Source organism: Pseudomonas sp. sp1636 (genome assembly GCF_030376615.1).
Lineage (GTDB): Bacteria > Pseudomonadota > Gammaproteobacteria > Pseudomonadales > Pseudomonadaceae > Aquipseudomonas.
In genome coordinates this window covers 144,114-165,051 of the sequence record NZ_JARRAB010000001.1, presented here as the reverse complement: position 1 = coordinate 165,051, position 20,938 = coordinate 144,114, and the positions used below count along the sequence as shown (strand labels likewise).

The window sequence follows — 20,938 nt, the reverse complement described above, 5'->3', positions numbered from 1 at the left end:
CTTGGCAGTGCAGGCGACAGTTCCGGCACCGTCACGGGTGTCGCGGCGAGCGCTTTAGGCTAGAATGCACGGCCTCAAAGTACACCCCTTCCCAGAGGCTGTCCCCGATGTTGATCCTGCGCGGCGCTCCCGCCCTTTCTGCTTTCCGCCACGGTAAATTGCTTGCCCAACTGACCAGCAAGGTACCCGCTGTGACTGGGCTGTATGCCGAGTTCGCGCATTTTGCCGATGTCGTCGGGGTGCTCAGCGCCGATGAAGAACAGGTGCTGGCCCGTCTGCTGAAATACGGCCCGAGTGTCCCGGTGCAGGAGCCGAACGGCCGCTTGCTCCTGAGCATTCCGCGTTTCGGCACCATCTCGCCCTGGTCGAGCAAGGCCAGTGACATCGCCCGTAACTGCGGGCTGGCGAAGATCCAGCGCATCGAGCGCGGTATCGCCTACTACGTCGCCGGCGAGTTGAGCGAAGCCGAGCTGCAACTGGTCGCGGGCTTGCTGCATGACCGCATGACCCAGCTGGTGTTGCCTGATTTGCAAGGCGCCGCTGCGCTGTTCAGTCACGCCACGCCCAAGCCGCTGAGCGCGGTGGATGTGCTGGGCGGTGGCCGCGCCGCCCTGGAACAGGCCAACGTCGAACTGGGCCTGGCCCTGGCCGAAGACGAAATCGATTACCTGGTCAGCAGCTTCAATGAGCTGAAGCGCAACCCGCACGACATCGAACTGATGATGTTCGCCCAGGCCAACTCCGAGCATTGCCGGCACAAGATCTTCAATGCCAGCTGGGACATCGACGGCGAGAGCCAGGACAAGTCGCTGTTCGGCATGATCAAGAACACCCATGAGCTGCACAGCGAAGGCGTGCTCTCGGCCTATAAAGACAATGCCGCGGTGATCGTCGGCCATACGGCCGGGCGTTTCTACCCGAACGCCGAAACCCGTCAATACGCCGCCCATCAGGAGCCGGTGCACATCCTGATGAAGGTGGAGACCCACAACCACCCGACCGCCATCGCCCCCTTCCCCGGTGCGGCCACCGGCTCCGGCGGCGAGATCCGCGACGAAGGCGCCACCGGCCGCGGCGCCAAGCCCAAGGCCGGGCTGACCGGTTTCAGCGTATCCAATTTGCAGATCCCCGGCTTCGAACAGCCGTGGGAAGTGCCCTATGGCAAGCCGGAGCGCATCGTCACCGCCCTGGACATCATGATCGAAGGGCCGCTCGGCGGCGCCGCGTTCAACAACGAATTCGGTCGCCCGGCGCTGACCGGCTATTTCCGCACCTTCGAACAAACGATCCAGACGCCGCGCGGCCTCGAGGTGCGCGGTTACCACAAGCCGATCATGCTTGCGGGCGGTATGGGCAACATCCGCGCCGACCATGTGCAGAAAGGTGAAATCAGCATCGGCGCCAAACTGATCGTGCTCGGTGGTCCGGCCATGTTGATCGGCCTGGGCGGCGGCGCCGCCTCGTCGATGGCCACCGGTGCCAGCTCGGCGGATCTGGATTTCGCCTCGGTGCAGCGCGAGAACCCGGAAATGGAGCGGCGCTGCCAGGAAGTGATCGACCGCTGCTGGCAGCTCGGCGAGCGCAACCCGATCAGCTTTATCCATGACGTCGGCGCCGGCGGCCTGTCCAACGCCTTCCCCGAGTTGGTCAACGACGGCGGTCGTGGCGGGCGTTTCGAGCTGCGCAATGTGCCCAACGACGAGCCGGGCATGGCGCCCCATGAGATCTGGAGCAACGAGTCCCAGGAGCGCTACGTGCTGGCGGTCGATGCCGCCGAATTCGAGCGTTTCAAGGCGATTTGCGAGCGCGAGCGTTGCCCGTTCGCGGTGGTCGGCGAGGCCACCGAAGAGCCGCACCTGAGCGTTGCCGACAGCCATTTCGGCAACAAGCCGGTGGACATGCCGCTCAACGTGCTGCTCGGCAAGGCGCCGCGCATGCACCGTTCGGCCGCTCACGAAGCCGAGCTGGGCGATGATTTCGTTGCCAGCGGCCTGGCGCTCGACGATGCCCTGACCCGCGTGCTGCATCACCCGGCCGTGGCCAGCAAGAGCTTTTTGATCACCATCGGCGACCGCACCATCACCGGCCTGGTCGCGCGCGATCAGATGGTCGGTCCGTGGCAGGTGCCGGTGGCCGATTGCGCGGTCACCGCCACCAGCTTCGACGTCTATACCGGCGAAGCCATGGCCATGGGCGAGCGCACCCCGCTGGCCTTGCTGGATGCGGCCGCCTCGGGACGCATCGCCATTGGCGAAACCGTGACCAACCTGGCCGCGGCGCGGATCGAGCAGATTTCCGACATCAAACTGTCCGCCAACTGGATGGCCGCCGCTGGCCACCCGGGCGAAGACGCCCGCCTGTACGACACGGTCAAAGCCGTCGGCATGCAGTTGTGCCCGGAGCTGGGGATCACCATCCCGGTGGGCAAGGATTCGATGTCGATGCAGACCCGCTGGCAGGAGGACGACGCGGAGAAGAGCGTCACCTCGCCGTTGTCGCTGATCGTCACCGGCTTCGCTCCGGTCAGCGATATTCGCAAGACCCTGACGCCGCAACTGCGTATGGACAAGGGCGAAACCGACCTGATCCTGATCGACCTGGGCCGTGGGCAAAACCGCCTGGGCGCCTCGATTCTGGCTCAGGTCTATGGGCAGATCGGCAAGCAGGCTCCCGACGTCGACGACGCCGAAGACCTCAAGGCCTTCTTCGCGGTGATCCAGGGCCTGAATGCCGACGGTCACCTGTTGGCTTACCATGACCGTTCCGACGGCGGCTTGCTGGTCAGTGCGCTGGAAATGGCCTTCGCCGGCCACTGCGGCCTCAATCTGACGCTCGACTCGTTGGCCGGCAGCCCGGACGAACTGGCGGCGGTGCTGTTCAACGAGGAGCTGGGGGCGCTGATCCAGGTGCACAAGGATATCACCCCGCAGGTGCTGACCCAGTTCAGTGCGGCGGGGCTGGACTGCGTGGCGGTGATCGGTCAGCCGGTGAACAATGGCGAGGTGCGGATCAACTTCAACGATCAGCCGGTATTCGCCGGCCAACGCCGCTTGTTGCAGCGCCAGTGGAGCGAAACCAGTTACCAGGTTCAGCGCCTGCGCGATAACGTCCAGTGCGCCGAGCAGGAGTTCGATGCGCTGCTCGAGGAAGACAATCCGGGCCTCAGCATCACGCTGGCTTTCGACGTCAACCAGGACATCGCCGCGCCCTACATCAAGAAGGGCCTGCGTCCGCAAATCGCCGTGCTGCGCGAGCAAGGCGTCAACGGCCAGGTGGAAATGGCCGCGGCTTTCGACCGCGCCGGTTTCAATGCGATCGACGTGCACATGAGCGATATCCTCGCCGGGCGTGTCGATCTGGAGACCTTCAAGGGCCTGGTCGCCTGCGGCGGCTTCTCCTACGGCGACGTGCTCGGTGCCGGCGAGGGTTGGGCCAAGTCGATCCTGTTCAACAACCGGGCCCGCGATGCCTTCCAGGCCTTCTTCGAGCGCAAGGACAGCTTCGCCCTCGGCGTGTGCAACGGCTGCCAGATGATGAGCAACCTGCACGAGCTGATCCCCGGCAGCGAGTTCTGGCCGCACTTCGTGCGCAACCGTTCGGAGCAGTTCGAGGCGCGGGTGGCCATGGTCCAGGTGCAGGAATCGGCCTCGATCTTCCTCCAGGGCATGGCCGGTTCGCGCATGCCGATTGCCATCGCCCACGGCGAGGGGCATGCCGAGTTCGAGAGCGAGGAAGCCCTGCTCGAGGCCGACCTGTCCGGCTGCGTGGCCATGCGCTTCGTCGACAACCACGGCAAGGTCAGCGAAACCTATCCGGCCAACCCCAACGGCTCGCCGCGTGGCATCACCGGCCTGACCAGCCGCGACGGCCGGGTGACCATCATGATGCCGCACCCGGAACGGGTGTTCCGCGCCGTGCAGAACTCCTGGCGGCCGGATGAGTGGCAAGAAGACGCCGGCTGGCTGCGCATGTTCCGCAACGCGCGGGTCTGGGTGGATTGATGCCGGGGGCGCAGGCGCAAACCCGCTAAGTCTGCGCCTGTCCTGCCCGGGTGCGCCAGGTCAAACCTGGCGCTCGCTTGCTGCTGTGCCGTTGCGGGCGTTCGTCCGCACTTCCCGATAGCCCTCCCGGCTGTTCAGCCGGGGTGCGGCTCGATCCTGTCTGCAATCGGTTTTGTTGCGGTGCCGCTGTGCCAGTCGCTGCGTTTGCCTTGCTGCGATGGCGAGCACAATCCGTCGGCGCCTGCTGGCAAAGCCAAGTGGCGGCGTTTCTGCAGCGGCAATTAGGCCGCAAGGCGCGGGCCGTGCTCGACAGCACGCTGTTCAGGGCGAACGCCCGGGCGATCCGGCGGTCGAAAACAAGGTGTGTGATAGACGCCACAGATTGAATGAAGGCAAAATGCCATTATTTTTTTGGCGTCATTATCCAGCCACTTTCAATCTGCCCTGTCTGCGGAGAGTTTGATGTACAAACTGTGCTTTTATGTCCCGGAAACCCATCTGGACGAGGTGAAAGAGGTGGTGTTTGCCGCGGGTGGTGGGCGCATTGGTCGCTACGACAATTGCGCCTGGCAGGCCTTGGGGCAGGGGCAGTTCCGCCCGCTGGAAGGTAGTCAGGCGTTTCTCGGTCAGGTCGGCGTGGTCGAGCAGGTTGCGGAGTGGAAAGTAGAGCTGGTGGTTGCCGACGAGCTGATCCATGACGCGGTCAAGGCCCTGAAAAAGAGCCATCCCTACGAGACGCCGGCTTTCGATGTCTGGCGTTTGTCGGATATTCAGTTCTAGGCGAGAAGCCATCAGCGGCAAGGGGCAGGCTTAGCGCTTGCCGCCGTCAGGGTCTGATCTCGATCAGGGTGCCGTCTTTGACCAGCTTCCAGATCTCGCGCATGTCGTCGTTTTTCAGGGCGATGCAGCCTTCGGTCCAGTCCAGGGTATGGAAGAACCACTCCGGGTATTCCTCGTCCTGCGGCGTGCCGTGAATCATGATCATGCCGCCCGGCGTCACGCCCTGCTCGCGGGCGTGGGCCTGGTCGCGGGCGTTGGGGTAGGAAATGTGCAGCGACAGCTGGTATTTCTCGCTGGTTTTGCGCCAGTCGATCCAATAGAGACCTTCCGGTGTGCGCTGATCGCCCTCGCGGCGCTTGGCGCCGCTGGCCTGCTTGCCGAGGGAAATCCGGTAGGACTTGAGGGTTTCGCCGCGGCGGATCAGGTGCAGTTTGCGCTCCGACTTGATCACCAGCACCTTGTCGACCGAGGAGGCCTCCTGGATGGGCGTGGCAGTGGCGTGAACATGAGCGGTAATGGATAAACAGAGCAGAATGAGTAGCCAGCGCATCGGAGCGGTATCCCAGGGTTCAATGGACTTTCTTGTAGTGCGCGCGCAAGGCTTCCAGCGGCTCGTTGCGTACCGGGTAGGCGTGTTGTTGCCGGTCGGCGAAGTAGCATTCTAAGGTACGCCCGACAGTCGGGAAAGCCAGCTCGGACCAAGGGATTTCGGATTCCGCGAACAGCCGTACCTCCAGGCTCTCTGCGCCGACGGCAAAGTTCAGGTCGACCAGTTCGGCGCGGAAGAACATATACACCTGATTGATGTGCGGCAGGTCGAACAGGGTATAGAGGCTCAGGTCGCGCACCCGTGCGCAGGCTTCCTCGTGGGTTTCGCGGGCCGCTGCCTGCTCCAGGGTTTCACCGTTCTCCATGAAGCCGGCCGGCAGGGTCCAGTAACCGCGGCGCGGTTCGATGGCGCGGCGGCACAACAACACGCGTTGATCCCATACTGGCAGGCAGCCGGCGACGATTCGCGGGTTTTGGTAATGAATGGTGTGGCAGTGCTCGCACACATGGCGCAAGCGGTTGTCGCCCTGGGGAATCATCAGGGCCACAGGGCTGCCGCACTGGCTGCAGAACTTCATGGCGAATCCTCTTTGCTGCCCATATCTTGGCGCGCGATAGGGCTGGACGGCAAGCGCAATGCAGGCGTTGCATCGATATCCTGAATGCTCGTGGCCAGCGTTGCGGGGCTTGGGCCGCGGGTGACTTTCGTGCAATCATCCAAACAAGAACAAATACCGAGAACTTCCATGCTGGACGAACTGCTCCACCGCGTGCGCGGCTACAGCCCGCGTCTTCTGGAGGCCGACCGCAACTTCCCGGAAGCGGCGGTGTTGGTTCCGCTCACTCGCAGCGACGAGCCGGAAGTGGTGTTGACCTTGCGCGCCAGTGGCCTGTCCACCCACGGTGGCGAGGTGGCTTTCCCCGGTGGTCGACGGGATCCGGAAGATGCCGATCTGGTTCGCACCGCGCTGCGTGAGGCCGAAGAGGAAATCGGTCTGCCGCCAGGTCTGGTCGAGGTGGTTGGGCCGCTCAGCACGCTGGTTTCGCGGCACGGCATTCAGGTCACGCCCTATGTCGGACTGGTGCCGGATTACGTCGAATACCGGGCCAACGACGACGAAATCGCCTCGGTGTTTGCGGTGCCCCTGGCGTTCTTTCGCGACGATTCGCGCGAGATGACCCATCGCATCGACTACCTCGGACAGAGTTGGTACGTGCCGAGCTACCGTTATGGCGAATACAAGATCTGGGGCCTTACGGCGATCATGCTGGTTGAACTGGTCAACTTGGTTTATGACGCCGGCATCCAGCTGCACCGGCCGCCTGCGCATTTCATCACGCTCCGCTAATAGCGGCAGACATCAACCGGCAAACGAGGGTCAACCAATGAACTATCGCCTGGGGCAATTCTGTGTCGACGCCCATCCCGAGAGCTGGGTGGCGCCGAACGCCACCCTGGTTGGCAGGGTCAAGTTGGAGCAGGGGGCGAGCGTCTGGTTCAACGCGGTGTTGCGTGGCGACAATGAACTGATCCATATCGGCGAGCAGAGCAACGTGCAGGACGGTACGGTGATGCACACCGACATGGGCTCTCCGTTGACGGTCGGCAAGGGTGTGACCATCGGCCATAACGCCATGCTGCATGGCTGCACGGTGGGCGATTACAGCCTGATCGGCATCAATGCGGTGGTGCTCAACGGTGCCAGGATCGGCAAGTACTGCATCATCGGCGCCAATACGCTGATCGCCGAAGGCAAGGAGATTCCCGACGGTTCGCTGGTGGTCGGCTCGCCAGGCAAGGTGGTGCGTGAGCTGAGCGAGGCGCAGAAAAAAATGCTCGAAGTCAGCGCCGCCCACTATGTCCATAACGCCCAACGTTACGCGCGCGATCTGGCCGAGCAGGACGACTGATGGCGCAAGAACGCCCCCTTGCCTCGCCCTGTGTGCAGGTCTGCGCGCTGGACGATGAAGACATCTGTATCGGCTGCCAGCGCAATGCCGCCGAAATCACCCATTGGAGCCGCATGGACAACGCCGCGCGCCGTCAGGTGCTGCGGCGCTGTCATGAGCGTGCGCAAGCCAAGGGCGTCTTGCTCTGTGGTTCTGGCGAGCGGTGAGTCGCCTGCGCGCCTACGCCTGGTGGTTGATGGTGGCGTTGCTGTCGCCGCTGCTGGTGCCGCTGGCCATACGCACGCGCAGGCGGACACTGCGGCTGCCGCCTGCCGAAGGCCCGCGGCGCGGTCTGGCGGGGGCGGATCAGGCGGGTGAGCCCTTGCGTTTGCTGCTGTTGGGCGAGTCGACGGTGGTGGGTGTTGGTGTCAGTTGCTTGCGTGCGGCGCTGGTGGGGCAGTTGGCCGAGGCGCTGGCCGTTCGGCACGCCAGGCCGGTGGCCTGGCGTGCCTGCGGCGAGAATGGCATCACCGCGGTACAGGCGCGGGAGCGGTTGTTGCCGCAGGTGCTGGATGAATCCTTTGATCTGGTGCTGCTGGTCTTCGGCGTCAACGACACCAGCCATGTCACTTCGCTGCGGCACTGGCAGACGGCGCTTGGCGACATGGCCGAGGCATTGGCCCGGGATGGTGCGCGGGTGGCCTTCTGCAGCGTGCCGCCGCTGCAGCATTTGAGCGCCTTGCCCTGGTTGTTGCGGCGTGTGCTCGGCATGCGCGCCGCCTTGCTGGATGCCAGCTTGCGCCGGCTCGCCGATCGCCTCGGGGCGGGGCATCATTCGGCGACTCTGGAATTTTCCGCAGATTACCTGGCGCTCGATGGCTATCACCCGTCGAGCCTCGGTTATCGGGTCTGGGCCGAGAGCCTGGCGGTTAATGGCCTGTTGGGGCGGTTCGACTAGTCAATTTCGGCGCCTACATTTCTCAACGGCCTGCTAGTCTGCCGGTTCGTCGCTCGGCGCCGTAGCGCTGGTCTGCCAGACTCGCACGCTTTTTACCCGGTTCTCCGACGATTGCAGGATTTCCAGGCGGTAGGGGCCTATCTTCAGGCATACGGCGCTGTCGGGAATGCTTTCCAGGGCTTCGGTGATCAGGCCGTTGAGGGTCTTGGGGCCGTCGCAGGGCAGGTGCCAGCCGAGCGTCTTGTTCACTTCGCGGATATAGGCGGCGCCATCGATGACCTGGGTGCCGTCTTCCTGTGGGTGGATGTCCGGGCTGCGCAGCGCGTCTTGGTTGCTGAAGTCGCCGACAATTTCTTCGAGGATGTCTTCCAGGGTCACGATGCCGATCACATCGCCGTACTCGTCGACGACGATGCCGATGCGGTGTTTCTGCTTCTGGAAGTTGATCAACTGAGTCGACAGCGGCGTGTTCTCCGGCACGAAATAGGGTTCGTTGCAGGCGGCGAGCAAGTCTTCCTTGGTCAGCTGGTTGTGGCTCATCAGGCGCGCGATCTGGCGCATGTGGACGATGCCCTCGACCTGGTTGATGTCGTGGCGAAACACCGGCAGGCGCGTGTGGGTCGTGGTGGTGAGCAGGTTGAGGATGGTTTCGAGGTCGTCTTCCAGGTTGATGCCGGTGACTTCGTTGCGCGGAATCATGATGTCGTCGACCGTGACGTTTTCCAGGTCGAGGATGCCGAGCAGCATGTTCTGGCGGTTTTTCGGCAGTTCATGGCCAGACTCGCGCACCACGCTGCGCAGTTCCTCGGTGGTCAGGCTGTCGTTGCTTTTGCTGGCCGGGTCGATACCCAGCAGCCTGAGCAGGCCGTTGCTGATCCAGCCGAGCATAATGACCAGGGGGTAGAACAGTTTGAGCAGCAGCAGCAGCGGCAGGCTGAACGGGTAGGCAACTTTTTCCGGGTGCAGGGCGGCCAGGGTTTTCGGGGTGATTTCGCCGAAAATCAGCAGCGCCAGGGTCAGGCCTATGGTGGCGATCGCGATCCCGGCCTCGCCCCAGAGCTGAATGGCCAGTACGGTGGCGATGGCCGAGGCGAGAATGTTGACGAAATTGTTGCCGATCAGGATGGTGCCGAGCAGGCGATCAGGGCGGCTGAGCAGGTCGCTGACGCGCTTGGCGCCACGGTGCCCTTCTTTGGTCAGGTGGCGCAGGCGGTAGCGATTGAGGCTGAGGATGCCGGTTTCCGAGCTGGAGAAGAAGGCCGAGCAGGCCAGCAGGAAGATCAGCAGGCCAAGCAGAAAACCGGGGTGTGCGTTGTCCACGGCAATGGCCTAGATATGCAGGATGAATTCGCGAACCAGCTTGCTACCGAAGTAGGCCAGCATCAGCAGGCAAAAACCGGCCAGGGTCCAGCGGATGGCTTTGTGTCCGCGCCAGCCGAGCTGGTGTCGGGCCCAGAGCAGCACGGCGAAGACCACCCAGGCGAAGCTGGACAGGATGGTTTTGTGCAGCAGGTGCTGGGCGAACAGGTCATCGATGAAAACCACGCCCGACAGCAGCGACAGCGACAGCAGTATCCAGCCGGCCCAGAGAAAGCCAAACAGCAGGCTTTCCATGGTTTGCAGCGGCGGGAAGTTTTTGATCAAGCCGGACGGGTGCTTGTGCTTGAGCTGATGATCCTGCAGCAACAGCAGCAGCGCCTGGAACACGGCGATGGTGAGCATGCCGTAGGCCAGGATCGACAGCAGGATGTGGGCGAGGATGCCCGGCGCTTCGTTGATCGACTGGATCGTGCCGCTCGGCATGAACTGCGCCAGCAATACCGTCAGGCAGCCGAGCGGGAATAGCAGCAGCAGCAGATTCTGCACGGGGATGCGGATGCAGGCGAGCAGGGTCAGCGCGATCACGGCACTGGCAATCAGGCTGGCCGCATTGAAGAAGTCGAGCGACAGGCCGGACGCTTGGCTCATCTGCAGAATCAGGCTGGCGCCATGGAAGAGCAAGGCGAGCACGCCGAGTAGCGCCAGCAGGCGTTTATCGGGCGTGCTGCGCTGGCTCAGGCGCAGGCCTTGGTAGAGGGTGGCGCCGGCGTAAAAGCTGGCAGCAGCGAGACTGGGAAGCAAAGGGTGCATAAATCCTGGTTAGGCAAGCCCGAAAGGCGCTGAGTGTGGCATACAACGAGCATTTCACGAAAGACCGCCGACAGTGTCGGTGGCTGGGAGTCTCCGATATAATCGCCGGTCTGTTGCAAGCCCACCCTCGGCTCGATAGGGCCCGAAAGGAACGTGCATGTTCGAAAATCTTACCGACCGCCTCTCGCAGACGCTGCGCAATGTCACTGGCAAGGCCAGGCTGACCGAAGACAATATCAAGGACACCTTGCGTGAAGTGCGCATGGCGTTGCTCGAAGCTGACGTCGCGTTGCCGGTGGTCAAGGACTTCGTCAGCAAGGTTAAAGACCGTGCGGTCGGTACCGAGGTGTCGAAAAGCCTGACGCCGGGCCAGGCCTTCGTAAAGGTCGTGCGCGCCGAGCTGGAAGAGCTGATGGGCGCGGCCAACGAAGACCTGGTGTTGAACGTCACGCCGCCGGCCGTGGTGCTGATGGCCGGCTTGCAGGGCGCGGGTAAAACCACCACGGTAGGCAAATTGGCGCGCTTCCTCAAGGAGCGCAAGAAGAAGACCGTGTTGGTGGTGTCGGCCGACGTCTACCGTCCGGCGGCGATCAAGCAGTTGGAAACCCTGGCAGCCGATATCGGCGTGACCTTCTTCCCTTCCGATATCAGCCAGAAACCGGTGGCGATTGCCGAGGCGGCGATCAAGGAAGCCAAGCTCAAATTCATCGATGTGGTGCTCGTCGATACCGCCGGTCGTCTGGCCATCGATGCCGAGATGATGGCGGAGATCCAGGCGCTGCATGCCGCGATCAAACCGGCCGAGACCCTGTTCGTGGTCGATGCCATGACCGGTCAGGATGCGGCCAACACCGCCAAGGCCTTCGGCGATGCCCTGCCGCTGACCGGCGTGGTGCTGACCAAGGTCGATGGCGACGCGCGCGGCGGTGCGGCCTTGTCGGTGCGGCATGTCACCGGCAAGCCGATCAAGTTCATCGGTATGGGCGAGAAGAGCGATGCGCTGGAGCCGTTCCATCCGGAGCGAATTGCCTCGCGCATCCTCGGTATGGGCGATGTGCTCAGCCTGATCGAGCAGGCCGAACAGACCCTCGACCGCGAGAAAGCCGACAAGCTGAGCAAGAAGCTGAAGAAGGGCAAGGGCTTCGATCTCGAAGACTTCCGTGACCAGTTGCAGCAGATGAAGAACATGGGTGGCCTTGGCGGCCTGATGGACAAGTTGCCGCAGATGGGTGGGGTCAATCTGGCGCAGATGGGCAACGCTCAGGGGGCGGCCGAGAAACAGTTCAAGCAGATGGAAGCCATCATCAACTCGATGACTCCAGGCGAGCGGCGCGACCCGGAAATTATCAGCGGCTCGCGCAAGCGCCGCATCGCCATGGGTTCGGGGACTCAGGTGCAGGACATCGGGCGCCTGATCAAGCAGCATAAGCAGATGCAAAAGATGATGAAGAAATTCACGGCCAAGGGCGGTATGGCCAAGATGATGCGCGGCATGGGCGGTATGATGCCGGGCGGTATGCCGAAGATGTAGCTTGAGCTTCAAGCTGCAAGTGGTCTCTGGATGACCGCTTGCGGCCTGTGGCTTGCGGCGGTCGCCGAGCGTTGGCGGCAAAAAAGAGATTTGCAAAAACCCTAATAATCCTTAGAATATGCGGCCTTTCGGGCCTAGTGCCCTATGCTTGCATTTTTTAGTTTGCAGCACCGACTACAGGAAAGAAGTTCAATGGTAACCATCCGTCTTGCCCGTGGCGGCTCCAAAAAGCGCCCGTTTTACCACCTCACCGTGACCAACAGCCGCAATGCGCGCGATGGTCGTTTCGTTGAGCGTATTGGTTTCTTCAATCCGGTTGCTTCGGGTGCCGAAATCAAGCTGTCCGTCGACCAAGAGCGTGCTACTTACTGGCTCGGCCAGGGTGCACAGCCGTCTGAGCGTGTTGCTCAGCTGCTCAAGGAAGCTGCCAAGGCTGCTGCCTAAGCAACCTTATGAGCATGATGCCAGCTCCCGCCGAGGACTTAGTGGTTCTGGGCAAGATAGTCTCGGTGCATGGCATAAAAGGCGAGGTGAAGGTGTTTTCCTTTACTGATCCTTTGACCAACGTGCTCGATTACCCTCGCTGGACGCTCAGGCGTGACAACGAGGTGAAGCAAGTCGAAGTGGCCAGTGGGCGCTTGCAAGGCAAGGTTCTGGTGGCAAGGCTCAAGGGTCTGGATGACCGCGAAGTGGCTCGTACCTTCGCCGGTTTCGAGATTTGCGTGCCGCGCAGCCAGCTGCCTGAGCTGAGTGAAGGCGAGTTCTACTGGTATCAGTTGGAAGGTCTCAGGGTTATCGATCAAGCGGGGCAATTGCTCGGCAAGATCGACCATTTGTTCGAGACCGGTGCCAACGATGTGATTGTGGTCAAACCCTGCACCGACAGCCTGGATGGTCGTGAGCGCCTGTTGCCCTATACGGAGCAATGCGTGCTGTCGATTGACCTTGGCGCTGGCGAAATGCGGGTCGACTGGGATGCGGACTTCTAAGCCTGATGCCAAATCTGCGCGTCGAAGTCATTACGCTGTTCCCGGAAATGTTTACCGCAATCAGCGACTACGGCATCACCAGCCGTGCGGTGAAGCAGGGCTTGCTGCAACTGACCTGTTGGAATCCGCGGAGCTACACCGTAGACCGTCATCACACTGTGGATGATCGGCCTTTCGGTGGCGGTCCGGGCATGGTGATGAAGATCAAGCCGCTTGAGGATGCCTTGCTCGATGCCAGGCAGGCCGCAGGTGTAAAAGCGAAGGTGATTTACCTCTCGCCGCAGGGTCGTCAGCTGACGCAGTCAGCCGTACGCGAACTGGCCAATGAGGAGGCTTTGATCCTGATTGCCGGGCGCTACGAAGGCGTCGATGAGCGTTTCATTGAAACGTACGTCGATGAAGAATGGTCGATTGGGGATTACGTCCTGTCTGGCGGTGAGCTGCCGGCCATGGTGCTGATCGATGCGGTAACGCGCCTTTTGCCTGGTGCATTGGGTCATGCAAGTTCGGCCGAGGAGGATTCCTTTACGGATGGCCTGCTCGACTGCCCGCATTACACCCGTCCGGAGGTGTATGCGGATAAGCGTGTTCCTGAGGTGCTGCTCGGCGGCAACCACGAACACATCCGGCGCTGGCGTTTGCAGCAGTCCCTCGGTCGGACCTGGGAACGTCGTGTCGATCTTCTGGATAGCCGCTCGCTTTCTGGGGAAGAGAAAAAGCTGCTGGAGGAATACATCCGCCAGCGGGACGATAGTTAACGTATCGATGACCGGCCAGACGGCTTGTCTTAGGAGCGCAGCATGACCAACAAGATCATTCAGCAAATCGAAGCTGAGCAGATGAGCAAAGTAGTCCCTCCCTTTGCCCCGGGTGACACCATTGTCGTCCAGGTGAAAGTGAAGGAAGGCGACCGTGAGCGTCTGCAGGCGTTCGAAGGCGTGGTAATCGCCAAGCGTAACCGTGGTCTGAACAGTGCCTTCACTGTGCGCAAGATCTCCAACGGTGTTGGCGTAGAGCGTACTTTCCAGACCTACAGCCCGCTGGTCGAGAGCCTGGCCGTCAAGCGTCGCGGCGACGTACGCAAAGCCAAGCTGTACTACCTGCGTGACCTGTCCGGTAAGGCGGCGCGTATCAAGGAAAAACTGGGCTAAGCCTCGGCTTCCTGTGAAAAAAGCAGCCTTCGGGCTGCTTTTTTCGTTTATGGGGCGGGCTGGGCGTTGAGTGTCGCTTGCTCCGCGTCCCGATAAGTTGTCCGCCTGGCCGGGCTCGGTTGTGGGGCTTGGCAAGAGGCTTCCGGATGCCGAACCCCGGAGAGCGGATCATCAGGGGTGGTCGATTCGATCGTCGCTCATGTGGTCTGCAGGCTATTTTGCTCCACACTGGCGGTGGTTGTCGTTTGCGTTTCGATGAGCGATACCAGGGTCCAGCCGGTCTGCGGTTGCAAGTTGTGGCCTGGCGTTGCCACGTGCACCCAGCCCTCAGGGTCGCGGGCGAACAGTAGGGTGGCGCGCGTGCCGTGCAGCGCCTGGTAATCGCCCCAGCCGAAGCCGTCGGTCAAGGTTGTGTTGTACAGTTCGGCGCCGTGGGACAGGCGGCTGGCGGCATGAGGATAGGTCAGGGGCTGACTGCCCAGCGGTCGGCCACGGTGTTCGTCGCTGGCGCGGTGCTTGTCGCTGCGGCGACTTTCCTGGCCGCTTGCCAGGCTGAACAGGCGCGTGGCGCCGAACTCATGGCGAAAGCGCATGCTCGCCAGGGTGTTCAGTTCGCCGGCCGGCGATAGCGCCAGCAGGTGGCCGAGGCCGATCAGATCCAGGTGCGCCTCGGCATGTTGTGAGGCTGGGTTGCCGAAATAGGTCGGCAGGTTCTCCATGCGCGCGGCGCGAATGTTTTCCCAGCTTGAGTCGGTCAGCAGTACGCGACAGTTGAGTTGTTGCAGGGCCCTGCCAATCGCCCGGGCGACTGAGTTGGCGCCAACGATGAGGAAGCCGCTGGGCGATGGTTCGGCCACCTTGAGCAGGCTTGCCAGTGGACGCGCGGTGGCGCTTTGCAAGACCACGGTGCCGATGATGACGGCGAAAGTCAGGGGCACCAGAAGCTGGGCGCCGTCGTGGCCGGACTCGCTCAAGCGGATGGCGAAGATCGCCGACACCGCGGCGGCGACTATGCCGCGTGGGGCTATCCAGGCGAGCAGGGCGCGCTCACGCCAGTTGAGGCTGGAGCCATGGGTAGACAGCGCCACGCTGAGCGGGCGCGCGATGAATTGGATGACGGCGAGCAGCAGCAAAACCGCCGGCCCCATCGCGAGCAGGGCGCCGAGATCCAGGCGCGCGGCGAGCAGAATGAACAGGCCGGAAATCAGCAGCACGCTGAGGTTCTCCTTGAAGTGGAGGATATGCCGGACGTCCACGCCCTTCATATTGGCCAGCCACATGCCCATCAGGGTGACCGCGAGCAGGCCGGACTCGTGCATGACCTGGTTGGATGCGATAAAAACCCCGAGTACCGTCGCCAGCACGGCCAGGTTGTGCAGGTAGTCTGGCAGCCATTGCCGCCGCAGTACTTGTCCGAGTGCCCAGCCGCCGGCCATGCCGAACAGGCTGCCGCAGAAGATCACCCCGGCGAAGGTACCCAGACCATGGTTCCAGCCGTCGCCGTCACTGCTGGCAATAATGAAGCTGTAAACGACTACGGCAAGCAGCGCGCCAATCGGGTCGATGACAATGCCTTCCCAGCGCAGGATGTTCGCCACCGAGGCTTTCGGCCGTACCACGCGCAGCATCGGTACTATCACCGTGGGCCCGGTGACCAGGGTCAGGGTGCCGAACAGCAGGGCCATGTCCCAGGCGAAGTCGAGCAGGTAGTGGGTAGTGACGGCGATAATCGCCCAGGTGGCCAGTGCGCCGATTGTTACCAGGCGTCTGACCACGCTGCCGATTTCGCGCCATTCGGACAGATGCAGGGTCAGGCTGCCTTCGAACAGGATCAGTGCCACGGACATCGAGACCATGGGGAACAGCAGTGGGCCGAACAGCGCCTGTGGGTCAAGCCAGCCGAGAACCGGACCCGCGAGAATGCCGCCGATCAACAAGAACAGAATCGCCGGCAAGCGCAGGCGCCAGGCCAGCCACTGACAGGCCAGGGCGGCGGCGCCGATGGCGGCGAAGGCGAGGAGGATTTGTTGCTCGTCCATTTGTTGTCCTTGGCTACATGCCGCTAGTCGGGCATGACCAGGCTGTGAAAGACTAACCCGCTTTCAATGGCCGCCATAGTCCCCCATGCCCGCTATCGACCACCCGCTGATCGACCGTTTTCTCGATGCCCTGTGGCTGGAGAAAGGCTTGTCCGTGCACACTCGGGCGGCCTATCGCAGCGATCTGGCGTTGTTCAATGGTTGGTTGCAGGCGCGCGATCTGGAGTTGGCCGGCGTCGGTCGCGAGTTGATTCTCGATCATCTGGCCTGGCGCTTGAATGAGGGCTACAAGGCCCGCTCTACCGCGCGGCTGATCTCGGGGTTGCGCGGCTTTTACCGATTCTTGTTGCGCGAAGGGGTGATTGGCGCCGATCCGACCCTGCAGGTCGATTTGCCGCAGCTCGGCAGAGCGCTGCCCAAGTCCCTCTCGGAGGCGGATGTCGAAGCGCTATTGGCGGCGCCGGAACTGGACGACCCGATCGGCCTGCGCGATCGCGCCATGCTCGAGGTGCTCTATGCCTGTGGTTTGCGGGTCAGCGAGTTGATCGGCCTGACCCTGGAGCAGGTCAACCTGCGCCAGGGGGTATTGCGCGTGTTCGGCAAGGGCAGCAAGGAGCGCCTGGTGCCGCTGGGCGAAGAGGCGATCCTGTGGCTCGAGCGCTACAGCAAGGAGGCGCGGCCGTTATTGTTGGGCGGCAAACCCAGCGACGTGCTGTTTCCCAGCTTGCGTGGCGAGCAAATGACCCGGCAGACCTTCTGGCATCGGATCAAGCTGCAGGCCAGGGTCGCCGGGATCGCCAAGAGCCTGTCGCCGCATACCTTGCGCCATGCCTTTGCCACGCATCTGCTCAATCACGGCGCCGATCTGCGCGTGGTGCAGATGCTGTTGGGGCACAGCGACCTGTCGACCACGCAGATTTATACCCATATTGCCCGAGCGCGCCTGCAAGAGTTGCATGCCCGGCATCATCCAAGAGGCTGAGGTGGCCGTCCGACCTGCTGTGGTCTGCCTTTGCGGGCATCTATGGTAGGCTGTGGCAATCTTCGTTTGTCCGACGCTCGTTAGGAGTATCCATGCGCGTGACCCGTATTTTCGCAGCCGTGGCCCTCGGCCTGGCCAGCAGCCTGAGCCTGGCCGCCGACCCCGATCAGCTGATCCGCCAGAGCTTGCAGTCGATCCAGCCGGATATGCCCATCGAAGCGATTGCCGAGAGCCAGATGCCCGGCCTGTATCAGATTCAGCTCAAGGGCGGGCGTCAGTTGTATGCCAGTGGCGATGGTCAGTTCCTCCTGCAGGGCTATCTGTTTCAAATCAAGGATGGCCAGGCGCTCAACCTGACCGAGCAGCAGGAAACCCAAGGGATTGCCAAAGAGATCAACGGCATTGCGGCCAAGGAAATGGTGATATTTCCCGCCGCGCAGGCCAAGACCCATATCACCGTGTTCACCGACACCGATTGTGGCTACTGCCAGAAGCTGCACAGCGAAGTGCCGGCGCTCAATCGCCTGGGGGTCGAGGTGCGTTACGTGGCCTTCCCGCGCCAGGGTTTGCAAAGCCCGGCCTACCAGGAACTGGTCAGTGTCTGGTGCGCCAAGGATCGCCAGGCGGCGATGACCCTGGCCAAGACGCGCCAGGAGGTGCCGGCTGCCGAATGTGACAACCCGGTGGCCAAGCAATACGCCCTGGGGCAGATGATCGGGGTCAGCGGCACGCCGGCGATCGTCCTGGCCAATGGCAAGCTGATACCCGGTTACCAGCCGGCAGCGCAACTGGCCAAGCTGGCGCTCGAAGCCAACTGATTCGGGGGCTCGAAGCGATTGACTAATAAACAGCCGCTTCGTAAGGTGCGGCTCTTTTTTCTTTTCTGCGGCCGGAGCTAGCTCCGGCCGTTTTACGCAGTGCAGATGGGGAGTTCAGTGTGAAACCGGTCAAAGTAGGCATCTGTGGGCTGGGTACTGTCGGTGGCGGTACTTTGAATGTACTCAAGCGCAACGCCGAGGAAATCACACGTCGCGCCGGTCGTGGCATTGAGATTGCCCAGATTGCCATTCGCTCGCCCAAGCCGCAGTACGACACAACCGGTATTAGCATGACCAGCGATGTCTTCGAGCTGGTCGACAACCCCGAGATCGATATCGTCATCGAGCTGATCGGTGGCTACACCTTGGCCAAAGAGCTGGTGCTCAAGGCCATCGAAAACGGCAAGCACGTGGTCACCGCGAACAAGGCGCTGATCGCCGTGCACGGCAACGAGATATTCGCCAAGGCCCGCGAGAAGGGTGTAATCGTCGCTTTTGAAGCCGCCGTTGCTGGCGGCATTCCGGTGATCAAGGCGATTCGCGAAGGTCTGGCGGCCAACCGTATCAATTGGCTGGCCGGGATCATCAACGGCACCGGTAACTTCATTCTCAGCGAAATGCGCGAGAAAGGCCGGGCCTTCGACGACGTGCTCAAGGAAGCCCAGGCCTTGGGTTATGCCGAGGCGGATCCGACCTTCGACGTCGAGGGCATCGATGCGGCGCACAAGCTGACCATCCTCGCCTCCATCGCTTTCGGCGTGCCGCTGCAATTCGACAAGGCCTATACCGAAGGCATCACCAAGCTGACCACGGCTGACGTCAACTATGCCGAAGCCCTGGGCTATCGCATCAAGCACCTGGGGGTCGCGCGTCGCACCGAGGCCGGTATCGAGTTGCGCGTGCACCCGACCCTGATTCCCGCCGATCGGCTGATCGCCAACGTCAACGGGGTGATGAACGCGGTGATGGTCAATGGCGACGCGGCGGGTTCGACCCTGTATTACGGCGCGGGTGCCGGCATGGAGCCAACCGCTTCTTCGGTGATTGCCGATCTGGTCGACGTGGTGCGCGCCCTGACCACCGACCCGACCAATCGTGTGCCGCATCTGGCCTTCCAGCCGGACTCGCTGTCCGATCACCCGGTACTGCCGATCAGCGCCTGCGAAAGCGCCTACTACCTGCGCATCCAGGCCAAGGATCATCCCGGCGTGCTGGCGCAGGTGGCGAGCATCCTGTCGCAGCGCGGCATCAACATCGAGTCGATCATGCAGAAGGAAGTCGAAGAACACGACGGCCTGGTGCCGATGATTCTGGTGACCCACCGGGTGGTCGAGGCGCGCATCGACGAGGCGCTGGCCGCCCTGGAAGCATTGGATGATGTGGTGGGCAAGGTCATGCGTATCCGCGTCGAACAGTTGAACTAACCAGCAGCAGGCCGCAGGCGCAGCAAGCGCATGCGGCTTACCGCTTGAAGCTTGCAGCTCAAACCGAAGGTTTGCCAAACATGCGCTATATCAGTACCCGTGGCCAGGCACCGGCCCTGAATTTCGAAGACGTGCTGCTGGCTGGCCTGGCCAGCGACGGCGGTCTCTATGTGCCGGAAAACCTGCCGCGCTTCACCCAGGAAGAGATCGCTTCCTGGGCTGGCCTGCCCTATCACGAACTGGCCTTCCGGGTGATGCGCCCATTCGTCGCCGGTAGCATTGCGGATGCCGACTTCAAGAAAATCCTCGAAGAGACCTACGCGGTGTTCGCCCACGGCGCGGTGGCGCCGCTGCGTCAGCTCAACGGCAACGAGTGGGTGCTCGAGCTGTTCCACGGCCCGACCCTGGCGTTCAAGGACTTCGCCCTGCAGCTGCTCGGTCGCCTGCTCGATCACGTGCTGGCCAAGCGCAACGAGCGCGTGGTGATCATGGGGGCCACCAGTGGCGACACCGGTTCGGCCGCCATCGAAGGCTGCAAAGCCTGCGACAACGTCGACATCTTCATCATGCACCCGCACAACCGGGTGTCCGAGGTGCAGCGCCGGCAGATGACCACCATCCTCGGCGAGAACATCCACAACATCGCCATCGAAGGCAACTTCGACGACTGCCAGGAGATGGTCAAGGCCAGCTTCGCCGACCAGGGTTTCCTCAAGGGCACCCGGTTGGTGGCGGTCAACTCGATCAACTGGGCGCGGATCATGGCCCAGATCGTCTACTACTTCCATGCGGCCCTGCAGCTCGGCGGCCCGGCGCGTTCCATCGCCTTCTCGGTGCCGACCGGCAACTTCGGCGACATCTTCGCCGGCTACCTGGCGCGCAACATGGGCTTGCCGATCAGCCAGCTGATAGTGGCGACCAATCGCAACGACATCCTCCATCGCTTTATGAGCGGCAACCAGTACGTCAAGGGCGACCTGTACCCGACGCTGTCGCCGTCCATGGACATCATGGTCTCGTCCAACTTCGAGCGCCTGCTGTTCGACCTGCACGGGCGCAACGGTGCGGCGATTGCCGAGCTGATGGCCGACTTCAGGCAAGGCGGTGGTTTCAGCGTCGAGGAAGAGCGCTGGGTCGAGGCGCGCAAGCTGTTCGATTCGCTGGCGGTAGACGACCAGACCACCTGCGAAACCATCGCCGAGGTGTATGCCGAGTGCGGCGAGTTGCTCGACCCGCACACCGCCATCGGCGTGCGCGCCGCCCGCGAATGCCGGCGCAGCCTGGCTATTCCGATGGTGATCCTCGGCACCGCACACCCGGTGAAGTTCCCCGAGGCGGTGGAGCAGGCCGGCGTCGGCCAGGCCCCGGCGCTGCCGCCGCATCTGGCCGATCTGTTCGAGCGCGAAGAGCGCTGCACGGTGCTGGCCAATGACCTGAAAACGGTGCAGGGCTTCGTCGCCCAGCACGGCAACCGCGGCAAGCCGCTGTAACGCCTGGCACGTAATCCCGCAACCCGGTGTCGCCTCTGGCGGTTCCGGGTTTTCTTTTGCGTGCGCCAAGCCGGGCGTGTAACGCCGTGACTGTCTACTAGCGCGCCGATGCACGCTTCCGCCTTTGGCAAGCTGCAGGGCGCCGAGTCGGTGGCATGTGGCGCGCTCGAACCAAGAGCCATGACGAAATCTGCCACGCCTTCGGG

At 62.6% G+C, this 20,938-nt stretch carries 20 protein-coding genes; 15 read left to right on the top strand and 5 right to left on the bottom strand.

Annotated features, from left to right (window positions below):
• Window positions 1-107 precede the first annotated feature (107 nt).
• The gene (gene purL, locus P8H27_RS00760) at window positions 108-4,001 is read left to right on the top strand and encodes a phosphoribosylformylglycinamidine synthase (protein ID WP_289634708.1); all 3,894 of its coding nucleotides are present in this window, start codon (window positions 108-110) and stop codon (window positions 3,999-4,001) included.
• A gap of 462 nt (window positions 4,002-4,463) precedes the next feature.
• The gene (locus P8H27_RS00755) at window positions 4,464-4,781 is read left to right on the top strand and encodes a YqfO family protein (RefSeq protein ID WP_289634707.1); all 318 of its coding nucleotides are present in this window, start codon (window positions 4,464-4,466) and stop codon (window positions 4,779-4,781) included.
• 46 nt (window positions 4,782-4,827) lie between these two features.
• On the opposite strand, the gene P8H27_RS00750 is transcribed toward P8H27_RS00755, so the two are convergent.
• Together P8H27_RS00750 and P8H27_RS00745 are read right to left on the bottom strand one after the other, a co-directional pair.
• Window positions 4,828-5,331 (bottom strand): murein L,D-transpeptidase family protein, encoded by a 504-nt coding sequence (locus P8H27_RS00750; protein ID WP_289634706.1) that lies wholly within the window; start codon window positions 5,329-5,331, stop codon window positions 4,828-4,830.
• Between the two features lie 19 nt (window positions 5,332-5,350).
• A complete protein-coding gene (locus tag P8H27_RS00745) occupies window positions 5,351-5,908 on the bottom strand; it encodes an NUDIX hydrolase (RefSeq protein ID WP_289634705.1) in 558 nt (185 codons plus the stop codon).
• Window positions 5,909-6,076: 168 nt separating this feature from the next.
• Between P8H27_RS00745 and P8H27_RS00740 the strand changes: the two genes are divergently transcribed.
• The 4 genes from P8H27_RS00740 to P8H27_RS00725 are packed head-to-tail and all read left to right on the top strand — an operon-like array spanning window position 6,077 to window position 8,178.
• Window positions 6,077-6,679, top strand: coding sequence for a CoA pyrophosphatase (locus P8H27_RS00740; protein ID WP_289634704.1), 603 nt, complete (start codon window positions 6,077-6,079; stop codon window positions 6,677-6,679).
• A gap of 37 nt (window positions 6,680-6,716) precedes the next feature.
• Window positions 6,717-7,241 carry a gamma carbonic anhydrase family protein gene (locus P8H27_RS00735; RefSeq protein ID WP_289634703.1) on the top strand — a complete coding sequence of 175 codons (525 nt, stop codon included), beginning with the start codon at window positions 6,717-6,719 and terminating at the stop codon, window positions 7,239-7,241.
• Window positions 7,241-7,447, top strand: a complete 207-nt coding sequence (locus P8H27_RS00730; RefSeq protein ID WP_289634702.1) for a DUF1289 domain-containing protein — start codon at window positions 7,241-7,243, stop codon at window positions 7,445-7,447. Before P8H27_RS00735 ends, P8H27_RS00730 begins: the two co-directional genes overlap by 1 nt.
• Window positions 7,444-8,178 carry an SGNH/GDSL hydrolase family protein gene (locus P8H27_RS00725; protein ID WP_374761307.1) on the top strand — a complete coding sequence of 245 codons (735 nt, stop codon included), beginning with the start codon at window positions 7,444-7,446 and terminating at the stop codon, window positions 8,176-8,178. The genes P8H27_RS00730 and P8H27_RS00725 overlap by 4 nt, the downstream gene beginning before the upstream one ends.
• A gap of 33 nt (window positions 8,179-8,211) precedes the next feature.
• Here P8H27_RS00725 and P8H27_RS00720 read toward each other — a convergent pair whose 3' ends face one another.
• Together P8H27_RS00720 and P8H27_RS00715 are read right to left on the bottom strand one after the other, a co-directional pair.
• Window positions 8,212-9,498, bottom strand: a complete 1,287-nt coding sequence (locus P8H27_RS00720; RefSeq protein WP_289634701.1) for an HlyC/CorC family transporter — start codon at window positions 9,496-9,498, stop codon at window positions 8,212-8,214.
• 9 nt (window positions 9,499-9,507) lie between these two features.
• Complete coding sequence (locus P8H27_RS00715; RefSeq protein ID WP_289634700.1) at window positions 9,508-10,308, bottom strand: inner membrane protein YpjD; 801 nt, start codon at window positions 10,306-10,308, stop codon at window positions 9,508-9,510.
• Window positions 10,309-10,465: 157 nt separating this feature from the next.
• On the opposite strand from P8H27_RS00715, the gene ffh reads away from it, so the two are divergent.
• From ffh to rplS, 5 genes are all read left to right on the top strand, one after another.
• On the top strand, window positions 10,466-11,839 hold the full coding sequence (gene ffh, locus P8H27_RS00710; RefSeq protein ID WP_289634699.1) for a signal recognition particle protein: 1,374 nt from the start codon (window positions 10,466-10,468) through the stop codon (window positions 11,837-11,839).
• 192 nt (window positions 11,840-12,031) lie between these two features.
• Window positions 12,032-12,283 carry a 30S ribosomal protein S16 gene (gene rpsP, locus P8H27_RS00705; RefSeq protein WP_172144420.1) on the top strand — a complete coding sequence of 84 codons (252 nt, stop codon included), beginning with the start codon at window positions 12,032-12,034 and terminating at the stop codon, window positions 12,281-12,283.
• A gap of 17 nt (window positions 12,284-12,300) precedes the next feature.
• Window positions 12,301-12,828, top strand: a complete 528-nt coding sequence (gene rimM / locus P8H27_RS00700; RefSeq protein WP_289634879.1) for a ribosome maturation factor RimM — start codon at window positions 12,301-12,303, stop codon at window positions 12,826-12,828.
• A gap of 5 nt (window positions 12,829-12,833) precedes the next feature.
• The gene (gene trmD, locus P8H27_RS00695) at window positions 12,834-13,586 is read left to right on the top strand and encodes a tRNA (guanosine(37)-N1)-methyltransferase TrmD (protein WP_289634698.1); all 753 of its coding nucleotides are present in this window, start codon (window positions 12,834-12,836) and stop codon (window positions 13,584-13,586) included.
• A gap of 42 nt (window positions 13,587-13,628) precedes the next feature.
• Window positions 13,629-13,979: a 50S ribosomal protein L19 gene (gene rplS / locus P8H27_RS00690; protein ID WP_289634697.1), complete on the top strand. Its 351-nt coding sequence runs from the start codon at window positions 13,629-13,631 to the stop codon at window positions 13,977-13,979.
• A 197-nt stretch (window positions 13,980-14,176) separates the two neighbouring features.
• On the opposite strand, the gene P8H27_RS00685 is transcribed toward rplS, so the two are convergent.
• Complete coding sequence (locus P8H27_RS00685) at window positions 14,177-16,018, bottom strand: sodium:proton antiporter (protein ID WP_289634696.1); 1,842 nt, start codon at window positions 16,016-16,018, stop codon at window positions 14,177-14,179.
• 85 nt (window positions 16,019-16,103) lie between these two features.
• Between P8H27_RS00685 and xerD the strand changes: the two genes are divergently transcribed.
• From xerD to thrC, 4 genes are all read left to right on the top strand, one after another.
• Entirely contained in the window at window positions 16,104-17,000 is an 897-nt protein-coding gene (gene xerD, locus P8H27_RS00680) for a site-specific tyrosine recombinase XerD (protein ID WP_289634695.1), read from the top strand.
• A 92-nt stretch (window positions 17,001-17,092) separates the two neighbouring features.
• Complete coding sequence (locus P8H27_RS00675) at window positions 17,093-17,818, top strand: thioredoxin fold domain-containing protein (protein ID WP_289634694.1); 726 nt, start codon at window positions 17,093-17,095, stop codon at window positions 17,816-17,818.
• A 119-nt stretch (window positions 17,819-17,937) separates the two neighbouring features.
• Complete coding sequence (locus P8H27_RS00670; RefSeq protein WP_289634693.1) at window positions 17,938-19,242, top strand: homoserine dehydrogenase; 1,305 nt, start codon at window positions 17,938-17,940, stop codon at window positions 19,240-19,242.
• An 80-nt stretch (window positions 19,243-19,322) separates the two neighbouring features.
• On the top strand, window positions 19,323-20,732 hold the full coding sequence (gene thrC / locus P8H27_RS00665) for a threonine synthase (RefSeq protein ID WP_289634692.1): 1,410 nt from the start codon (window positions 19,323-19,325) through the stop codon (window positions 20,730-20,732).
• The last annotated feature ends 206 nt before the right edge of the window (window positions 20,733-20,938 follow it).